This is a genomic window from Methanosalsum natronophilum, assembly GCF_024808815.1.
Taxonomy (GTDB): Archaea; Halobacteriota; Methanosarcinia; order Methanosarcinales; family Methanosarcinaceae; genus Methanosalsum; species Methanosalsum natronophilum.
In genome coordinates this window covers 12,726-29,897 of record NZ_JANUCS010000021.1, presented here as the reverse complement: position 1 = coordinate 29,897, position 17,172 = coordinate 12,726, and the positions used below count along the sequence as shown (strand labels likewise).

Here is a 17,172-nt window from a genome sequence, read left to right as displayed (position 1 = left end):
ACTGATGAAGATCCAAGCCATTACTTTGGTATTGCTCCTGACATCAGTATCAAGAAATTCACTAATGGTGAAGATGCCATGACTCCAACTGGTCCATTCATACCTGTTGGTGACGATGTTACCTGGACTTATAATGTAACCAATACTGGTAATGTGAATCTCAGTAACGTTGTGGTCACTGATGACCAACTAGGCGAGATCGATGTAATTGGTGATCTCTTGATCGGTGAAAGTGTAACTGTTTCTTCAGAAGGTACTTCCGTTGCTGGTCAATATGCCAATATAGGTAATGTTACTGGTGAATTCGAAGATATCACTGTAACTGATGAAGATCCAAGCCATTACTTTGGTATTGCTCCTGACATCAGTATCAAGAAATTCACTAATGGTGAAGATGCCATGACTCCAACTGGTCCTCAAATAACTGAAGGTTCAACAGTCACTTGGGAATATGTAGTAACTAATACTGGTAATGTTGACCTTACTAACGTTGTAGTAACTGACAATGTAACCGATCTAAATTATGTAATAGGTAATCTTGCACCTGGCGCTACATATACTGTCACTGATACCGATACTGCCATTCTTGGTCAGTATGCTAATATGGGTAATGTGACAGGTGAGTATAATGGCATAATCGTAACAGATGAGGATCCCAGCCACTACATAGGAGAGCCACCAAGGGTTCCTGACATAAATATCACGAAATTAACTAATGGTGAAGATGCCATGGACCCAACTGGTCCAAAGGTAGTAGCAGGTTCAACTGTTACTTGGGAATATATAGTTACTAACACTGGTAATGTTCCACTTACTAATGTTGTAGTAACTGACAATGTAACCGATTTAGATTACGTAATTGGTAACCTTGCACCAGGTGCTACATATACTGTCATTGACACAGGTACTGCCATTCTTGGTCAGTATGCCAATATGGGTAATGTTACTGGTGACTTCGGAGATATCACTGTAACTGATGAGGATCCAAGCCATTACTTTGGTGTTGATGCTGACATTAGTATCAAGAAATACACGAATGGAATAGATGCGCCAACTCCACCAGGTCCTCAAATAGCTGAAGGTGCAACTGTCACTTGGGAATATGTAGTAACTAATACTGGTAATGTTGACCTTAGTAACGTTGTAGTAACTGACAATGTAACTGATCTAAATTATGTAATAGGTAATCTTGCATCTGGTGCTACATATACTGTCACTGATACCGATACTGCCATTCTTGGTCAGTATGCTAATATGGGTAATGTGACAGGTGAGTATAATGGCATAACCGTAACAGACGAGGATCCAAGTCATTACTCAGGTTATAAAGATGTACCAACAGCATCTCCAATTCTGCTTGTAATGGGTCTTGGTTCATTGTTAATATTATATATCAGGAGGGAGCAGTAAAAGTAAGGTTAGATACGCCAAACTATTTTTATTGAACAATGATAAGTAAGTGGGCAGTTTAAATTTTCATTGTCCACAAACCATTTTTTTCGTATATTCATAACTAACTCTCTTCTCTAGGAAAACTTTTAAGGAAATGAGTTATCAACTAGTTGATACGTTTAACCTGTATTCTGATAAAAGCATTCAAATTTATATTATAGTTGACATAATAAATTATGGTGACGTCATGCCTCATAAATGCACAAAATGTGAGCAAGTATTTGATGATGGTGCAGCCGCAATTTTGAACGGTTGTCCTAATTGTGGGTGGAATAAGTTTCTTTATGTACAGAAAGAAACTCCAAAAGAAGTTATGGATAAAAGTGATATTGACTCCCAAGAAGATGATGATACATCAAAAAGCTCAACACCAGCAGAAGAGTTCATTGATGAGATTGATCAAATATTGGGTGTAGATGTAAAGAAGGAATATGTTTCATCTGAAGATGATGATAAAGTAGAGTCAGTGAAAATATTAGGGCCTGGCTCCTATGAATTAAATCTTGATTCTCTTTTAACCAGAAAAGAAATAGTAATGGCAATAAAAGAAGATGGCAGTTATGCACTTCATCTCCCGTCAGTTTTCCAAGAAAAGGCAAAGAAAAAGAAAAAATGAATAATTTCATTTTTATTGAGTTGTATAGATAACAAAACTGAGTACTTAACTTTTTCAAGAATGTTAAATGAACGATTTTGGGAAATTGATTTTTTAAGAGGAACTGCAATATTAATGATGATATTGTTTCATCTTATTTACGATTTGAACTTTTTTGGGGTATTTACATTTGAGCTAAGAGAAGGTCTATGGTTTTATTTTGGGAGACTCACAGCTCTGATATTTATATTTCTTGTAGGTATCTCATTAACATTAAGTTACTCTAAATCTTTAAAAAAAGGTTTATCTGGAAGTCAAATCGGGATGAAGAACATTAAACGAGGCTTTAAGATATTAGGTTATGGTATAATTATCACAGTTATAACCCATCTGCTGTTAACTCAGGGAACTATTTATTTTGGGATTCTTCATTTTATTGGACTCGCAGTTATTATCTCCTATCCCTTTTTAAGGTTTACATACTACAATATCCTCTTTGGTATATTATGTATACTACTGGGTAGCTATATTAGTCAGATCACAATAGAATCCCCTTATTTATTATGGCTAGGAATTGCACCACATGGCCTATATACTTTTGATTATTATCCATTACTTCCATGGTTTGGTGTTGTATTATTGGGAATATTTGTGGGCAATATATTATATGAAAATGGTATTCGTAAATATTGTATACCTGAACTAGGAAAAAACTATCTGATTAGAAGAATGACGTTTTTGGGTAGGCATTCTCTTCTAATATATCTTGTTCATCAACCCATAATTATATTGATCCTATATGGGTTAGGTTATGCTGAAATATCGACCCTTTAAATGAAATCAGTTATTAGCGTTTGTTTTCTATCGATTTTTTCAAGCTTAGTTATACCAACACCAATAAGCCGGAACTCATCCTTATCAATGAATTCTTGCATAAGGTCTCTAGAACATTTTTTAATTGTCTCTAAATCGTTTGTAGTGAATGGTAATGTGGATGCACGGGTATAGGTAGTAAAATCTTTGAACCTGACTTTGATTGTAACTGTCCTGAAAAGGAACTGCTTTCTTAGCATTGTGCGATGAACATCTTCACAGAGTGACATCAATACCGAGTCTATCTTATCTACATCATTTGTATCAAAATCAAAAGTATCTTCTTTACTTATTGATTTAACTTCTGTTTTATCCTTGAGTTCCCTAACATCTATACCATTTGCAATGCTTTTCATAGAAATTGCATGTTTACCAAACTTGTTCATGAGTATTTGTATGTCAGCATCTGCGAGTTCCCCAATATCTTTGATCTGCATTTGTTTTAGGATTTGTTCAGTTTTCTTGCCAATACCTGGTATTTTAGCGACTGGTAATGGAGCTAAAAATTGCTTTACTTCAGTTGGTTGAACTATTGTAAGACCATTTGGTTTATCGTGATCAGATGCTATTTTGGCTACTGTTTTACCTGGCGCAACACCTACCGAACATGTTATTCCTTCAGTTTCAACCACTTTATTTTTAATTTGTGTTGCGAACTTAGTTGCAGTTGTATGGTCGCAGACCTTTGAACTCATATCAAGGTATGCTTCATCTATACTAACTTGCTCAAACCTGTCAGCATAGGATCGAAGTATTCTCATTATTCTATCAGATACTTCTTTGTAAAGTTTAGAATTAACTGGTAGAAATACAGCATCTGGACATAATCTGTAAGCTTTTGATATTGGCATTGCTGAATGGATTCCAAACCTTCTTGCTTCGTAAGAACAAGTGCTAACTACTCCTCTACCACTCCCACTTTTTGGGTCTGAACCTATCACTAAAGGCAATCCTTTAAGTTCAGGCCGTTTACTACTTTCAACAGATGCAAAAAAACTATCCATATCAATATGAAAAATTACATTGTTCCATGAATGTATCATTGGTATTCTAACTAACCATTTAATTTTTGTTCATATATTAATTTAGTTTTTATTCTTATTGTGATTGTGATTGTGATTGTAGTTGATTGCCAAATATTTAGGATAAACTATAAAGTACTGTAAATTAATAGGTATCGATTGTATGATGCACATATATATTTCAGTAGCTGCTTATATTGTAGTGATATTTTTAACTTTAAGGGATATTCGGATATATAAAAGAACAAAACTTGAATCGTATCGTAAAGGTGCAATGAAAGGTATTGGCGCATCTTTTGTAGTATTATTGGGTGCGATCGTATCCTTGATCAATCCAAACATTGGGTTATTAATAGTTTTTATCGGGATATATTTCAACAAAAAAGGATTTCGTGAAAAGGTTTTCAATGAAGCCAAAACAATGGAAAGATTCTTGGGGAAAACCGATTATTATCCCGAAGATAATTCTGAATGAGAACATTTATCCAAAAGTTATAAATGCAAAGTTTCTTATTAAGCGATATTACTTATACTATAATGTTAACTATAAATTATTAGAATATTCAACTAAAAACAGTATGGAGATAACTATATATGGGAAATATAAGACAATCAAGTATTAAGAATATTTCACGTCTTTTGATAGAAAAACATGGTGATGTGTTCACTAATGATTTTGATGAGAATAAACATCTTGTAACGAAATATACTTCAATTGAAAGTAAGAATATCAGAAATAAAGTAGCTGGCTATGTAACTAGAAAAGTAGCTAGAAGTCAATAATTTTATTTCAGAAAGGGATAATTATGTTTAAAGGCGTAATGCCAGCTCTAGTCACTCCTTTTAATGCTGATGGTTCTATTAATTATTCAGGATATGTTGAAAATATCCAGTATGTAGAAGAAGGTGGAGTTACCGGTGTAGTTACTTGTGGAACAACTGGCGAATCAGCTACATTATCTACATCTGAACACAAAGAACTAATTTCTAAGACAGTAGAGTGTTCATCAGTCCCTATACTTGCAGGTACGGGATCTAACAATACCTCAGAGGCAGTTGAACTAACAGTATACGCAGAAGATGCTGGTGCCGATGGAGCATTATTAATATCTCCTTATTATAACAGACCAAACAACGATGGTTTGATCAAACATTTCACTAAAATAGCTGAAGCCGTTGATTTTTCATTAGTTCTGTACAATGTTCCATCCAGGACTGGACAGGATATACCACTTGAGGTCATTGTAGAACTTGCACAGATCGATAATATAGTGGCTATTAAAGAAGCGTGTGGTGACTTTGATAAGATATATAATCTTATTGAGCAGACCAAAAACGACGATTTCTTAGTATTATCGGGTGAAGATCCACTGACATACCCAATGTTAGCTTCAGGGGCAAATGGTGTGATTTCAGTAGCTGCAAATGTGGCACCCTCTCACATGATGAGAATGTATGAGTATATAATGGATAATGATATGTTATCTGCACGGCAAGTTCATTACGAGCTTTTGCCTTTAATGGATGCACTGTTCTTGGAAACCAATCCAATCCCTGTAAAACAAGCAATGGACATGATAGGACTGAACGGTGGTCCTCTTAGATTACCTTTGTCTGCATTATCTCAATCAAATTCTCAGATACTTAAAGAAACACTTGATAATCTAGGAGTGTTATTATGATAAAAGTAGGTGTAACAGGTGCTTCTGGAAGAATGGGCGGTATGCTCATCTCCAACATAATCGATTCTGATAAATTAGAACTCACCTCAGCGTTCGATATTTCTAATATTGGTATGGATGCAGGTGAAATTGCTACAGGCAAAAAATTAGATGTACCAATATCTTCTGCTGAGGATATGGAGAACGTATTGAACGATTCAGGGACACAAGTCCTGATAGATTTTACTATTGCTAATGCAACTGTTGAGAATGCTCCAATTGCTGCAAAGAGTGGAGTGAAGATGGTTATTGGCACTACAGGTTTCTCTGATGAACAAAGAACAATAATTGATTCCGCAATTCGAGAAAATAATGTGGCTGCGATCATATCACCAAATTATGCTGTAGGTGTGAATGTATTCTTTAAACTCTTACAAGAAGCTGCACAATACCTCCATGACTATGATATTGAGATATTTGAAGCTCACCATAACCAGAAAAAGGATGCACCAAGTGGAACTGCCAAGGGCGCTGCTGAAGCAATAAATAAGGTTATCAAAGAAAAAGAATTTGTTTATGGAAGAGAAGGGTATGCACCACGAGGTAATGAGATAGGTATTCATGCGATCCGTGGTGGTGACATAGTAGGTGATCATACAGCACTATTTGCTGGAACTGGTGAAAGGATTGAAATTAAACATCAGGCACATTCAAGACAGGCATTTGTTAGTGGTGCCATTAAAGCTGCAGAATGGATTCATTCTAAAGAACCAGGGATTTATGATATGAACGATATGCTTGGTTTTTGAGTTTTAGAAAATGAAATAGTAGCAATCCATACATATAACATGTTAATTAGCTACTGTTTATAATTTCTTTTTTTGTTAAAAGAACTGTTTCTTTAGTGCAGGTAATCTGCAATATTCTCATCAATGGTTTTCTCGCAATATTTGCATCTTAGATATATGTTACCGGGCATGTTATTGGTTACATAGAATTTGGAAATAATAGGTTCTCTGCTATTTGATATACAATTTGGATTAATGCAACGTACAAACTCTTCAATAAACTTTGGTATCTTGACACGCTGTTTTTGTACTACATCAAAATCACGTATTATGTTTATTGTGGCATTAGGCGCTATTAAAGATATTTTATCAACTTCTTTACTTTCCAATTCTCTACCTTCAATCTTCACTACATCTTTTCTAACACCTTTCCCAGGGGCATTAATGAGTATACTTACAGTACCCTGTGATGTTCCCGGAATGTCAAGTATCTTTAACACGTTTAAGGCCTGACCCGCTTGAATGTGATCAATGACAGTTCCGTTCTTAATGGGCTGAACTCTGATTCCATTTTTTTTAGTAGTATTGATCATTTTAATCTCCCCATTACAAGAGATAATAGTGCCATTCTAACAGGAACTCCATAAAAAGATTGTTTAAAGTAACAAGCATGGTTGGTATTGTCTATCGATGCATCTATTTCGTTGACTCTGGGTAATGGATGCATTACTTTAAGATCTATTTTAGCTTTATCTAACAGACCGGGCGTGATTTTTAATGATGCAGCAACTTTTTCATATTCAGTGACATCAGGAAATCTCTCTTTCTGTATACGTGTTGCATATAGTACATCAATATCTTCGATCACTTCTTCCATAACAGATGTCTGGTACACATTAATATTCTGACCTCTTAGATCATTTACAATCTCTTCAGGCATTTGTAATGAATCCGGCGAGACTAAATTTATTTCTGCACCGTAAAGAGATAAAGCATAACATAATGAATGTGCAGTACGGCCGTATTTCAAGTCTCCAGCAATAGCTATTTTCACACCATCTAACACACTTTCTCTCTTTATCGTGTATAGGTCAAGAAGTGTTTGGGTTGGATGCTGACCTGCACCATCACCTGCATTTATTATGGGCACTGATGAATATTCAGCTGCCATACGTGCAGCACCTTCTTTAGGATGTCTTAATACAATAGCATCAGCATAACCTTCAACGACACGTATAGTATCTGCCAAGGTTTCACCTTTGGAGATCGAACTAGCTTCTAATGAACCGAGATTGAGTACATTTCCTCCTCCCCGAATAATAGCAGACTCAAACGACATGCGTGTTCTTGTACTTGGTTCAAAAAAAAGGAGCGATAGTAAAACATTACTGAAAATATTAGACCTCTTCTCACCTCTAGCTACAGGTTCTAATTCTTCAGCAACATTTAGTATATGATCGATCATATCTCTGGAAAAATCTTTCATAGATATGATGTCCATATTAGTAAAGTTCATTTAATCAAAGAAGGATTTACATAAGATATAATTGTTACGATAAATTGATACAACAATAAATCGATAATGCAATGTATTAACGGTTTTGATGATTAGTGTTTGATGCATTTATAATTATAATTCTAATAATAAGTTCATTAATGGTAGATAGATGAAGGTGATCAAATTAATAAAATAGTTCTTCAAGTTGCACTGGACCTCATTGAATTGGACAGAGCACTCAAAATAGCAAAAGAGGCTGTAGAAGGAGGTGCAGATTGGATTGAGGTTGGTACTCCTTTAATAAAAAGTGAAGGTATGAATGCTGTAAGGGCTTTGAAGAGAGAATTTCCAAACCGCACTATTGTTGCTGATATGAAAACCGTGGATACTGGTTCTCTTGAGGTAGAAATGGCAGCTAAAGCGGGTGCTGGTGTTGTAATGCTATTAGGGACAGCTGACGATTCTACAATAATCGAATCTATAAGGACCGCACATCAATATGGTGTTAAGATCATGATAGATCTTATATCAGTTCCTGACCCAGTTCAAAGATCTATAGAATTAGCTGAATTAGATGTTGATTATATCAATGTCCACACAGGTATTGACCAGCAGATGGTCGGTGTTGATCCCATAAATACACTAAAACAAATCTGTAAAGAGGTAGACATACCTATAGCTGTAGCAGGAGGTCTAGATCATCGTAGTGCATCAAGTGCTGTGAACTCTGGAGCATCTGTTATTATTGTTGGCGGAAATATAATTCGCTCAGATAATGTTACTCGTTCGGCTTCACTTGTAAGAGCCAGTATTGATTCACCAATTCTTGATAGTGAGTTAAAAAGACCATCTTTAGAAAAGGAGATTATTGAGATTTTCACTGAAGTATCCACTCCAAACATTTCGGATGCAATGCATAGAAAAGGTGCAATGGTTGGACTGAACCCGATGTTAAAAGGTGTGAAAATGGTGGGTACTGCAGTTACTGTTAAGACTATGGAAGGTGATTGGGCTAAAACTGTCGAGGCGATAGATACAGCAAAAAAAGGTAATGTCCTTGTAATATATAATGGGAGTAGTGATATTGCATGCTGGGGTGGGCTTGCTACACTGAGCTGTATCAATAAAGAAATCAGTGGTGTAGTAATAGATGGTGCAGTAAGAGATATTGATGAAATAGTTAAAATGAACCTCCCCATATTTGCCAAGAACTGTGTACCAAATGCAGGTGACCCTAAAGGTTTTGGTGAAATAAATGTTGAGATAGTATGTGGGCATCAAAATGTGAAGCATGGTGATTATATTGTAGGTGACGATAATGGTGTTGTTGTTATCCCAAAAGAAATAGCATACGAGGTTGCCAGACGTGCAAAAGAGGTTGAAAAAACTGAAAAGAGAATCTATGATGAGATCAGTAAGGGAAATACATTATCTCAGGTATTAGAATTAGAAAAATGGGAGAAGTATAGATGATTGAATTGTTCAAGATATTGATATGTCTTCCTTTCCTGTTATATGCGAGTTATTCTGACATTAAAACTAGAAGAGTTTCCAATGATGTATGGAAATTAATGATTGTAGCAGGCTCACCCTTTATACTGTATGAGATCATTGTCTATGGCTTATCACATATTATACATTTAATGATATCTTTTGGATTCATCTTTGTCTTTGTATACATTCTTTTTTACTTGAATGCTTTTGGGGGTGCTGACGCTAAGGCCTTTATGGTAATAGCACTAATTATTCCCTCATACCCTATAATAGATCTCCTTGGACAGACCATACCTATCTATGGTCCACCATTTATTGATTTATTTGCGTTTAGTGTTTTCACTAATTCGATCATATTAACAATTGTTGTGCCTCTTGGTCTTTTCATCTATAATTTAATAAAAGTGCCATTTAGTGAGGTACTTAGAAGACCATTTTATCTTTTTATAGGATACATGCATCCAATATCAGAATTAAGGGATAGGCATTTGAAACTTATAGAAAAATATGATAAGATGGATGATGGGACTATAAAAACTAGCTTCAGTCGTTCAGGAACAGAGATTAATCATGAGAATATAAGAAAACTTGAAACTTACTCAAAAAATGGATTGATTGGCAAACGAGTCTGGGTCACACCAGGTCTACCATTCATGATTCCAATTACTGCTGGTTTCATTTCAGCTGTACTTCTTGGTGATATAATTTTTCATTTGACCCTTAATTACCTTGTATGAACAATTTTTTAACTTATTAGATTCTATATAGAATTGGAGGTAATCACGTTGACTGATGAAAAACAACATGATGACACGCAATCAGGCCAAGGCCCTAAAAAAAAGGTAACTAAGGCTAAAATAAATCCTATTAAAGTAGGGGACGAACGTGGCAATAAAAAGAAAGGATTATTAGATACCTGTGAGTAATTTTATCCTTTAAATTTTATTTTATTTTACTTTACTTTACTTTACTGTCAGAACTTCCCCTAAAATATCGTTTTACGTGTTTTGTAAAGTAAGCCTATTTTTTTCATTTATAGTATGACTTATGTATCAGAAAATATATCTGAATATTATATTTGGTATCTGGAGTTTAGACTATGGTTAAAGTTGATACATTTATTCCAAAAGCTATTGATAACATAAAAAAAGAGTGTAAAGGAAAAGCTATCATAGCATTATCGGGTGGAGTTGACAGTTCTGTATGCGCAGTATTGGCACATAAAGCAATTGGATCTAACCTTATTCCTATCTACATAGATACAGGGTTAATGCGTAAAGGAGAAACTGATCGTATACGAGCCACGTTTAAAGATATGAACCTACAAATAATCGATGCAAAAGAACAATTTATTTCTTCACTTGAAGGAATAGATGACCCCGAACTTAAAAGAAAATCTGTAGGTGAGAACTTCATCCGTGTTTTTGAGAAAGAAGCAAAAGAACTAGGTGTGGATACACTAATACAAGGGACAATATACCCAGATAAAATAGAATCCGAGGGTGGTATTAAATCTCATCATAATGTTGGGGGTTTACCAGAACGAATTGATTTTAAATCTATTGTCGAACCCATTGACCAATTATATAAAGATGAGGTACGTGAAGTTGCTAGAGCCTTAGACCTACCTGAAGAAATATGTGATAGAATGCCATTCCCAGGACCTGGACTGGCAGTTCGTGTTGTAGGTAAAGTAACTCGTGAAAAACTTGATGTTGTTAGGGAAGCCAATGCTATTGTTGAAGAAGAACTGATTGAAGCATTTGACCCTTGGCAAACCTATGCCGCTGTTTTGGGGAAAGGAACAGGTGTAAAAGGAGATCAAAGGGTACATGGTTGGATTATAGCAGTTAGGGCTGTCAGCTCAAGAGATGGTATGACCGCAGAATCAATTGAGCTCCCGTGGAAAGTACTTAAAAAGATAGAGTCCCGGATATCAGGTTCTATACCTTCAGTTGTTAGAGTTGTGTATGACCTCTCACCCAAACCCCCAGCAACAATAGAGTTTGAATAATGACCAATAATAACAATAACAAAAGCATTAATGAAATGGTACTTGATATAAGAAACCGTCAAAGAATTAAGCCTAGTTCTAACGATATACCGACAGCTTCATGGAAAGGCAAGGACCTGTTCAATGGAGATATTGTATCAACATTAACAATCATTTTCAAGACAGATGGTTGCTATTGGGGTAAAGCAGGCGGTTGTACTATGTGTGGCTACGTCTATGATAGTGCAGCTGAGAGTCCAGATGATTCTAACCTAATGAACCAGCTCAATAAATCATTAGAAAAACTCGATGAAAATGAAGATGTTATTATAAAGATATTCACGTCAGGCAGTTTTCTAGACCCAAACGAGATCAGTTTAGTCTCTAGAAAAGGTATACTTACAACTCTTGGGGCAGATCAACGAATTAAAAAGATCATAGTGGAAACACGACCCGAATTTGTAACCAATAGTGCACTAGAAGAATCGTTGGGATATGTTGGGAATAAACCATTTGAAATTGCGATAGGCCTTGAAACCAGTTCAGATAAGATCAGGTTGGAATCGATAAATAAAGGATATACTTTCAATGACTTCATCCAAGCTTCTGAAATAGCAAAGAAAAAAGGTGTTACTACAAAGACGTATCTACTTCTGAAACCACCTTTCATTTCAGAGGGACAGGCAATAAATGATATTGTCAAGTCAGCTAATGATATTGTACCTTACAGTGAAACAATATCTATCAACCTATGTAATGTTCAAAAAGGGACACTTGTGGAACGCCTCTGGGAAAATAAAGAGTATCGTCCTCCATGGCTATGGAGTATTGTTGAAGCTATAAAAGCGATCAAATCCGAACATCCTGATATATTAGTTATGTCTGACCCAGTTGGAGCAGGATCTGAAAGAGGACCACATAATTGTAAAGAGTGTAGTAAAACCGTTGCTAATGCAATAAGGACATTTTCACAAACTCAAGACCTAAGAGTACTCGAAAACTTATCATGTGACTGCAAACTTACGTGGGAACTTGTAAAACAACTTGATGATCTAACCTATGGTTCACCCATAACAGTTTAAGTTTAACATAACAAAAGAAGTGATCTGGAGGGTGACACCTCATTTCTTATAGATCATTGTCCCAATTCCTTTATCAGTGAATAGTTCAAGGAGTATAGAATGTGAGACACTTCCATCGATGATGTGAATTCCCTCAACACCACTTTCTGCAGCAATTGTAGCACTTCGAATTTTAGGTATCATCCCACCACTAATAATCTTATCATCAATCAATTTATCAACGTCTTGGATCGCAACTTGAGATATACGTGTTGACTTATCGTCATGTTTCTCCAGTATTCCTGGTACATCAGTCATTAAAATAAGCTTTTTCGCATTAATTGCAGCCGCTATATCACCTGCAGCTGTATCTGCATTTATGTTAAGTGTATTTCCTTTCATGTCCATTGCGATTGGAGATATCACTGGAATGTAACCGTTCTCTGTAACTATATCTAATAACTCTGTATTGATTATCTCAGTTTCTCCAACCCACCCAAGATCCACTTCATGCTCAATATCCTCTATCATAATCTTCTGATTCTTTTTCTTTCGAGCTATTATCGTGCGTCCATCTTTACCAGAGAGACCTATTCCTTTACCGCCATGAAGTCCTATAAGGGAAACAATATTAGTACTAATATTTCCTACAAGTACCATACTTGCGATTTCCATAGTTTCATCATCAGTCACTCTAAGACCGGCAATGAACTCAGGTTTTTTCCCCATCCGCTCCATTTTAGCAGTGATCTCAGGTCCACCACCATGGACAATCACGGGTTTGATACCCACATATCTCAATAATACTATGTCCTGTATGATATCATCCATTATTTTAGGATCTATCATTGCATGGCCACCTATTTTGATGACCATTATTGATTCATAGAATTTCCTGATATAGGGTAAAGCCTCAATAAGTACATTTTCTCGTGTAAGGTTCATGATAATACAATTTCCATAATTAATACTTTAGCTTTAATTACTCAACTTTAATAAGAATCACTACTAAAAAGCGTTTTCTTAGATGAAATAGATTCATTAGTGGTAAATAAATAATAATAGGTAAAAAAAGTACCCATTTTGTTTTAATGGGCAAAATGACCTAAATAATCATTCAAGTTTTTCAATCTTAACCTTTTGAACAAAAGGTTTATTGATCTTATCTGGCATCCAGTTAGGTTTGTTCTTAGGTGCATCTACTTTGGATTTCCATCCTTTGAATACGTGTACTTTCTTAGTACCCCTTTCTCTTAACCGGATTGTCTCAGGCTTCTTTTTAGTTCCACTGCCTCGGTTAGCCACTTTTAGAGCAGCCTGCCGTGGTTGTTTTCCAGTGAAAACACCATGTTCTTCTCCCTTTCCATCTCTTAATACAAAATTTCTTGTTTCAGCCATGATATCACCTAGTAACCATATATGGCAACTGATAGTATTTCTGTTGATTAAGTATAAATAGCTTTTCTTTTAAAGTGGCCGATTGTTTGTGATTACTGGTAACTTACAATATATATTTATTATGTAGAAGGGAAAAACTACTTGAAAACACAACATTTACATGTAATTAATATCTAGTAATTTTAGACTTAGCCGCAACTTATTAAACAATCAAGATTTTAATGTAGTGGAAACGTTTAATGTGTAATTGATATACTATGTACTAAACTTTTTCATATTCAAAAATATGAACCAACGAGGTTATTTTTATGGAACTTCCAACTGTAATGCTTCCTGATGTTCAAGCAAATAAACCACAGATACCTGTAAATCTTTCAAGGGTCGGAGTAACTGATGTCAAAAAACTAGTCGAGATTAAACGTAAAGGTAAACGGCCAGTTGTTTTGATAAGTACATTCGATATTTTTGTAAATTTACCTTCGAGTTTGAAAGGAGCCAATCTTTCTCGTAACTTTGAGGCTATTGATGAAGTACTGGAAAATGCTTTAAATGCTCCTGTATATGAGATTGAACAGCTTTGTAGCGATGTAGCTATTAATCTTTTATCAAGACATGAATATGCAAGTCAATCTGAAGTCATTATGAGGAGTGAATATGTCGTCAAACGTGAGTCACCTGAGACTAAGATGGAATGTCAAGAAGTGGTAGATATCTTCGCAGAATCAACTGCTTATAGAACAGAAGGGGATGAAATCGATGTTCGAAACCTGGTAGGTGCAGAAGTTATTGGGATGACTGCATGTCCCTGTGCCCAGGAGATCATGAGAGATACTGCTAAAAAAGAACTTGAAGCTCTAGGCGTTGAGAATAAAAAGATAGCCAAGTTTTTGCATAAGGTTCCAATGGCTACACATAATCAAAGGGGTAGAGGCATTGTTTCAATTGAGACCAAAGGAGAATATACAGTTTCCCTTGAAACTATCATAAACATCATTGAAAAATCAATGAGCTCAAGCATCGTTGAACTCTTAAAAAGAAGTGATGAAGCTGTAGTTGTCGAAAATGCGCATTTGAACCCAAAATTTGTGGAAGACTGTGTCCGTGCAATGGCAAGAAACATTGTCAATGAGTTCCCAGATCTGCCCGATGATTCTTTTGTAGTGATTAAACAAATAAATGAAGAGAGCATTCATCGTCATAATGCTTTTGCAGAACGTGCGGCGAGCTTGGGTGATTTGCGTATAGAGATCAGTGAGATGTAAATAAACTAAGTATATTTTTTTAGTATAAATACCTAAATACTAGGAAAACTAAGGTTTACATGGTGATATATATGTGCAGTGTTGGCGAATCTTACGGTGTAGATATAGATGATGATATACCTACAAAGAAATATATGTGCAATAAATGTGGGAATAAGTTTAAAGGCATGGGGAGAAATGTTTCATGTCCTGGGTGCCAGTCCAAAGATGTAAATGAACAAAAATAAAATTGCACCTAATATTTTTTTTCAATTAAATGTCTAATATAACACCATTACATGAAAATGAGATTATTTACTTAAAGGGGAATGAAGGGACCATTGCTGTTGTAAAAGCAGGTTCTGACCCACAATACTTTTTAGAGACTAACGATGAAGAGCTTGTTTTGGGTTTAGATTCAGAGGATATCATTGTTGGTTCTTCGTTTAGTATAGGAGAAATTGCAGAAAAAGGTCTTAAGTGTATCTTGTTTAGTATTAGGGAACTGAAATCACCTTTGATAGTATTACCTAAAGACCATCCTGCTTCTAAACGACTTAAAATTGCAGTTTCTGCAGGTACAAATGTAATATTATCATGTGATATCGTGCCAGGAACTCATCCGGAACAAAACATCCTATGCTCAAAAAAAGAATTCATGGGCGGTGAAATTAAAGGAGTTAAAGGTGGCATTGAAATAAATAACATAAAAGATTTCACATTTAAACGGTGTAACTTTGATATATAATCGAATTCAATATATTTTATGAGGTCAAAAACTTGGAAGATAATGAAAAAAGTGATGCACTTGATGCCAATGGACAATCTATTGAGAAAGGGTCAGTTGTCAAGTATATAAACACGGGTACTGTAGGATATGTTGAAGATATCAGGTCGGATGAGGATGGTACATGGATTTTAATTGATACAACAGACCTTTACTATCTCACAGATTATATAGAATTATCATCAGAAGAATTTATCAAGAAACGTGTGCCTAAAAAAGAAGAATACGAAAAGGAATACAAATACGCAGAAGAAGATATGGAATCGTTTGGCTCAGAGTTATCATCTCAGGCAACAGGTGGCGGTTAATTTCTTTTTTGCATAAGTGTTGATGAACGAATCCATTCACCTTTTGGTTCTCTACTAGTTCCAACAACAAGTCGTTTAATATCTCCGACAGACTCAACCATACCCCTTGCTTGGACTATTTCTCCCTCCATAACCTGCCCTGAATATGTGTGAGTGTATGATAAGATATGATCGATATCACTATGCTCGATCTTATATATTGAAGGACTATCGAAAGCTAGATCAGAATTTGTTACTATAGCCTCAATCTCCATATAACCTATATCTTCACCTCTTGAGATAGGCTCGACTATTTGATTCCAGTCACGTACGAATAGGAGATCGAAATAAGTGTTTTCTATTAATCCTCTATTACCTTTTCTAAGCTCATGGGCTAAGAATTCTTCATATGATAATTCAGGTTTTCTTTTATTATAGATAAATTCCCACATCTCATCATCAATATCTGTGATCACGGAACTTTCACTTTTTTCTTTTTCAATCTGTTCACGTGCTTTAAACCAATGATTGCCATATACTACAAAATCAATGTCCGAGGCAGGGTTGTTAAGTCCTAACAGCATTGAACCTGTAACTCCCATGGAATTGGTTGGTATTCCAGCTGATTTTAAGGTCTTGACAATGTATCTAATCCTGTGATCTGATATTGTAAGTTGATTGATAACTTCAGAAGGAGTTAATATTTTCTTGACTTCTTCTTCAGGGACTAAATGTACATCTTCCACCCATTCAGGCTTATTATCTCTCATGAACTCAAAAGCATCATCAAAATCATATTTCTTATACCTTTTACTACCGAGTATTCTCTCACCTTCACGATCGGGGACATATCTTAAGACCGATCTAAATTTTCCAGGTGGATGAAAATAATCTGCAACTGCAAAAAACCAATCATTTTTAGTTATAATAAAATCTCTTATTCTAACCCGATTCATTAATTCTCAACTCGTTATTAAAAGTTAATTAGTATCAACATTAGCTTAATATGAATAGATAAGTAT

The 17,172-nt window shown here is 35.4% G+C and carries 22 protein-coding genes; 16 read left to right on the top strand and 6 right to left on the bottom strand.

Annotated features, from left to right (window positions below; genetic code table 11):
• The 3 genes from J2T59_RS09425 to J2T59_RS09415 all read left to right on the top strand — a co-directional run.
• Positions 1-1,410, top strand: a 1,410-nt coding sequence (locus tag J2T59_RS09425) for a CLIPPER-2 domain-containing protein (protein WP_445468601.1), incomplete at its 5' end; no start/stop codon positions are given.
• 229 nt (positions 1,411-1,639) lie between these two features.
• The gene (locus J2T59_RS09420; RefSeq protein ID WP_259135682.1) at positions 1,640-2,068 is read left to right on the top strand and encodes a Zn-ribbon domain-containing protein; all 429 of its coding nucleotides are present in this window, start codon (positions 1,640-1,642) and stop codon (positions 2,066-2,068) included.
• Between the two features lie 60 nt (positions 2,069-2,128).
• The gene (locus J2T59_RS09415) at positions 2,129-2,881 is read left to right on the top strand and encodes a heparan-alpha-glucosaminide N-acetyltransferase (protein ID WP_259135681.1); all 753 of its coding nucleotides are present in this window, start codon (positions 2,129-2,131) and stop codon (positions 2,879-2,881) included.
• On the opposite strand, the gene dinB is transcribed toward J2T59_RS09415, so the two are convergent.
• Positions 2,878-3,963: a DNA polymerase IV gene (dinB, locus tag J2T59_RS09410; RefSeq protein ID WP_259135680.1), complete on the bottom strand. Its 1,086-nt coding sequence runs from the start codon at positions 3,961-3,963 to the stop codon at positions 2,878-2,880. The two genes, J2T59_RS09415 and dinB, sit on opposite strands and share 4 nt — an antisense overlap.
• A gap of 145 nt (positions 3,964-4,108) precedes the next feature.
• On the opposite strand from dinB, the gene J2T59_RS09405 reads away from it, so the two are divergent.
• The 4 genes from J2T59_RS09405 to dapB all read left to right on the top strand — a co-directional run bounded on the left by J2T59_RS09405 (position 4,109) and on the right by dapB (position 6,412).
• The gene (locus J2T59_RS09405; RefSeq protein ID WP_259135684.1) at positions 4,109-4,417 is read left to right on the top strand and encodes a hypothetical protein; all 309 of its coding nucleotides are present in this window, start codon (positions 4,109-4,111) and stop codon (positions 4,415-4,417) included.
• A gap of 119 nt (positions 4,418-4,536) precedes the next feature.
• On the top strand, positions 4,537-4,725 hold the full coding sequence (locus tag J2T59_RS09400; RefSeq protein ID WP_259135679.1) for a 30S ribosomal protein S17e: 189 nt from the start codon (positions 4,537-4,539) through the stop codon (positions 4,723-4,725).
• Between the two features lie 23 nt (positions 4,726-4,748).
• Positions 4,749-5,624 (top strand): 4-hydroxy-tetrahydrodipicolinate synthase, encoded by an 876-nt coding sequence (gene dapA, locus J2T59_RS09395; RefSeq protein WP_259135678.1) that lies wholly within the window; start codon positions 4,749-4,751, stop codon positions 5,622-5,624.
• Complete coding sequence (gene dapB, locus J2T59_RS09390; RefSeq protein ID WP_259135677.1) at positions 5,621-6,412, top strand: 4-hydroxy-tetrahydrodipicolinate reductase; 792 nt, start codon at positions 5,621-5,623, stop codon at positions 6,410-6,412. Before dapA ends, dapB begins: the two co-directional genes overlap by 4 nt.
• A 92-nt stretch (positions 6,413-6,504) precedes the next feature.
• Here dapB and pyrI read toward each other — a convergent pair whose 3' ends face one another.
• Together pyrI and pyrB are read right to left on the bottom strand one after the other, a co-directional pair.
• The gene (gene pyrI / locus J2T59_RS09385) at positions 6,505-6,984 is read right to left on the bottom strand and encodes an aspartate carbamoyltransferase regulatory subunit (RefSeq protein WP_259135676.1); all 480 of its coding nucleotides are present in this window, start codon (positions 6,982-6,984) and stop codon (positions 6,505-6,507) included.
• Positions 6,981-7,907, bottom strand: coding sequence for an aspartate carbamoyltransferase (gene pyrB / locus J2T59_RS09380; RefSeq protein ID WP_259135675.1), 927 nt, complete (start codon positions 7,905-7,907; stop codon positions 6,981-6,983). The genes pyrI and pyrB overlap by 4 nt, the downstream gene beginning before the upstream one ends.
• 147 nt (positions 7,908-8,054) lie before the next feature.
• On the opposite strand from pyrB, the gene hxlA reads away from it, so the two are divergent.
• The 5 genes from hxlA (at position 8,055) to J2T59_RS09355 (ending at position 12,458) form a co-directional block, all read left to right on the top strand.
• Positions 8,055-9,362, top strand: coding sequence for a 3-hexulose-6-phosphate synthase (hxlA, locus tag J2T59_RS09375; protein ID WP_310572674.1), 1,308 nt, complete (start codon positions 8,055-8,057; stop codon positions 9,360-9,362).
• Positions 9,359-10,120: an A24 family peptidase C-terminal domain-containing protein gene (locus J2T59_RS09370; RefSeq protein ID WP_259135674.1), complete on the top strand. Its 762-nt coding sequence runs from the start codon at positions 9,359-9,361 to the stop codon at positions 10,118-10,120. Before hxlA ends, J2T59_RS09370 begins: the two co-directional genes overlap by 4 nt.
• 48 nt (positions 10,121-10,168) lie before the next feature.
• On the top strand, positions 10,169-10,309 hold the full coding sequence (locus tag J2T59_RS09365) for a hypothetical protein (protein ID WP_259135673.1): 141 nt from the start codon (positions 10,169-10,171) through the stop codon (positions 10,307-10,309).
• 173 nt (positions 10,310-10,482) lie between these two features.
• A complete protein-coding gene (guaA, locus tag J2T59_RS09360; RefSeq protein WP_259135672.1) occupies positions 10,483-11,397 on the top strand; it encodes a glutamine-hydrolyzing GMP synthase in 915 nt (304 codons plus the stop codon).
• Complete coding sequence (locus J2T59_RS09355) at positions 11,397-12,458, top strand: archaeosine biosynthesis radical SAM protein RaSEA (protein WP_259135671.1); 1,062 nt, start codon at positions 11,397-11,399, stop codon at positions 12,456-12,458. The genes guaA and J2T59_RS09355 overlap by 1 nt, the downstream gene beginning before the upstream one ends.
• A gap of 39 nt (positions 12,459-12,497) precedes the next feature.
• On the opposite strand, the gene argB is transcribed toward J2T59_RS09355, so the two are convergent.
• Together argB and J2T59_RS09345 are read right to left on the bottom strand one after the other, a co-directional pair.
• Complete coding sequence (argB, locus tag J2T59_RS09350) at positions 12,498-13,382, bottom strand: acetylglutamate kinase (RefSeq protein WP_259135670.1); 885 nt, start codon at positions 13,380-13,382, stop codon at positions 12,498-12,500.
• Between the two features lie 168 nt (positions 13,383-13,550).
• Positions 13,551-13,835, bottom strand: coding sequence for a non-histone chromosomal MC1 family protein (locus tag J2T59_RS09345; protein WP_259135669.1), 285 nt, complete (start codon positions 13,833-13,835; stop codon positions 13,551-13,553).
• Between the two features lie 308 nt (positions 13,836-14,143).
• Between J2T59_RS09345 and mptA the strand changes: the two genes are divergently transcribed.
• From mptA to J2T59_RS09325, 4 genes are all read left to right on the top strand, one after another.
• Positions 14,144-15,097, top strand: a complete 954-nt coding sequence (gene mptA, locus J2T59_RS09340; RefSeq protein ID WP_259135668.1) for a GTP cyclohydrolase MptA — start codon at positions 14,144-14,146, stop codon at positions 15,095-15,097.
• A gap of 71 nt (positions 15,098-15,168) precedes the next feature.
• On the top strand, positions 15,169-15,324 hold the full coding sequence (locus J2T59_RS09335) for a DNA repair protein RadA family protein (protein WP_259135667.1): 156 nt from the start codon (positions 15,169-15,171) through the stop codon (positions 15,322-15,324).
• A gap of 29 nt (positions 15,325-15,353) precedes the next feature.
• Positions 15,354-15,824: a hypothetical protein gene (locus J2T59_RS09330; protein ID WP_259135666.1), complete on the top strand. Its 471-nt coding sequence runs from the start codon at positions 15,354-15,356 to the stop codon at positions 15,822-15,824.
• A gap of 32 nt (positions 15,825-15,856) precedes the next feature.
• Positions 15,857-16,171, top strand: a complete 315-nt coding sequence (locus tag J2T59_RS09325) for a DUF2098 domain-containing protein (RefSeq protein ID WP_259135665.1) — start codon at positions 15,857-15,859, stop codon at positions 16,169-16,171.
• On the opposite strand, the gene J2T59_RS09320 is transcribed toward J2T59_RS09325, so the two are convergent.
• Positions 16,168-17,106: a nucleotidyltransferase domain-containing protein gene (locus J2T59_RS09320; protein WP_259135664.1), complete on the bottom strand. Its 939-nt coding sequence runs from the start codon at positions 17,104-17,106 to the stop codon at positions 16,168-16,170. The genes J2T59_RS09325 and J2T59_RS09320 overlap by 4 nt on opposite strands.
• Between the last annotated feature and the right edge of the window lie 66 nt (positions 17,107-17,172).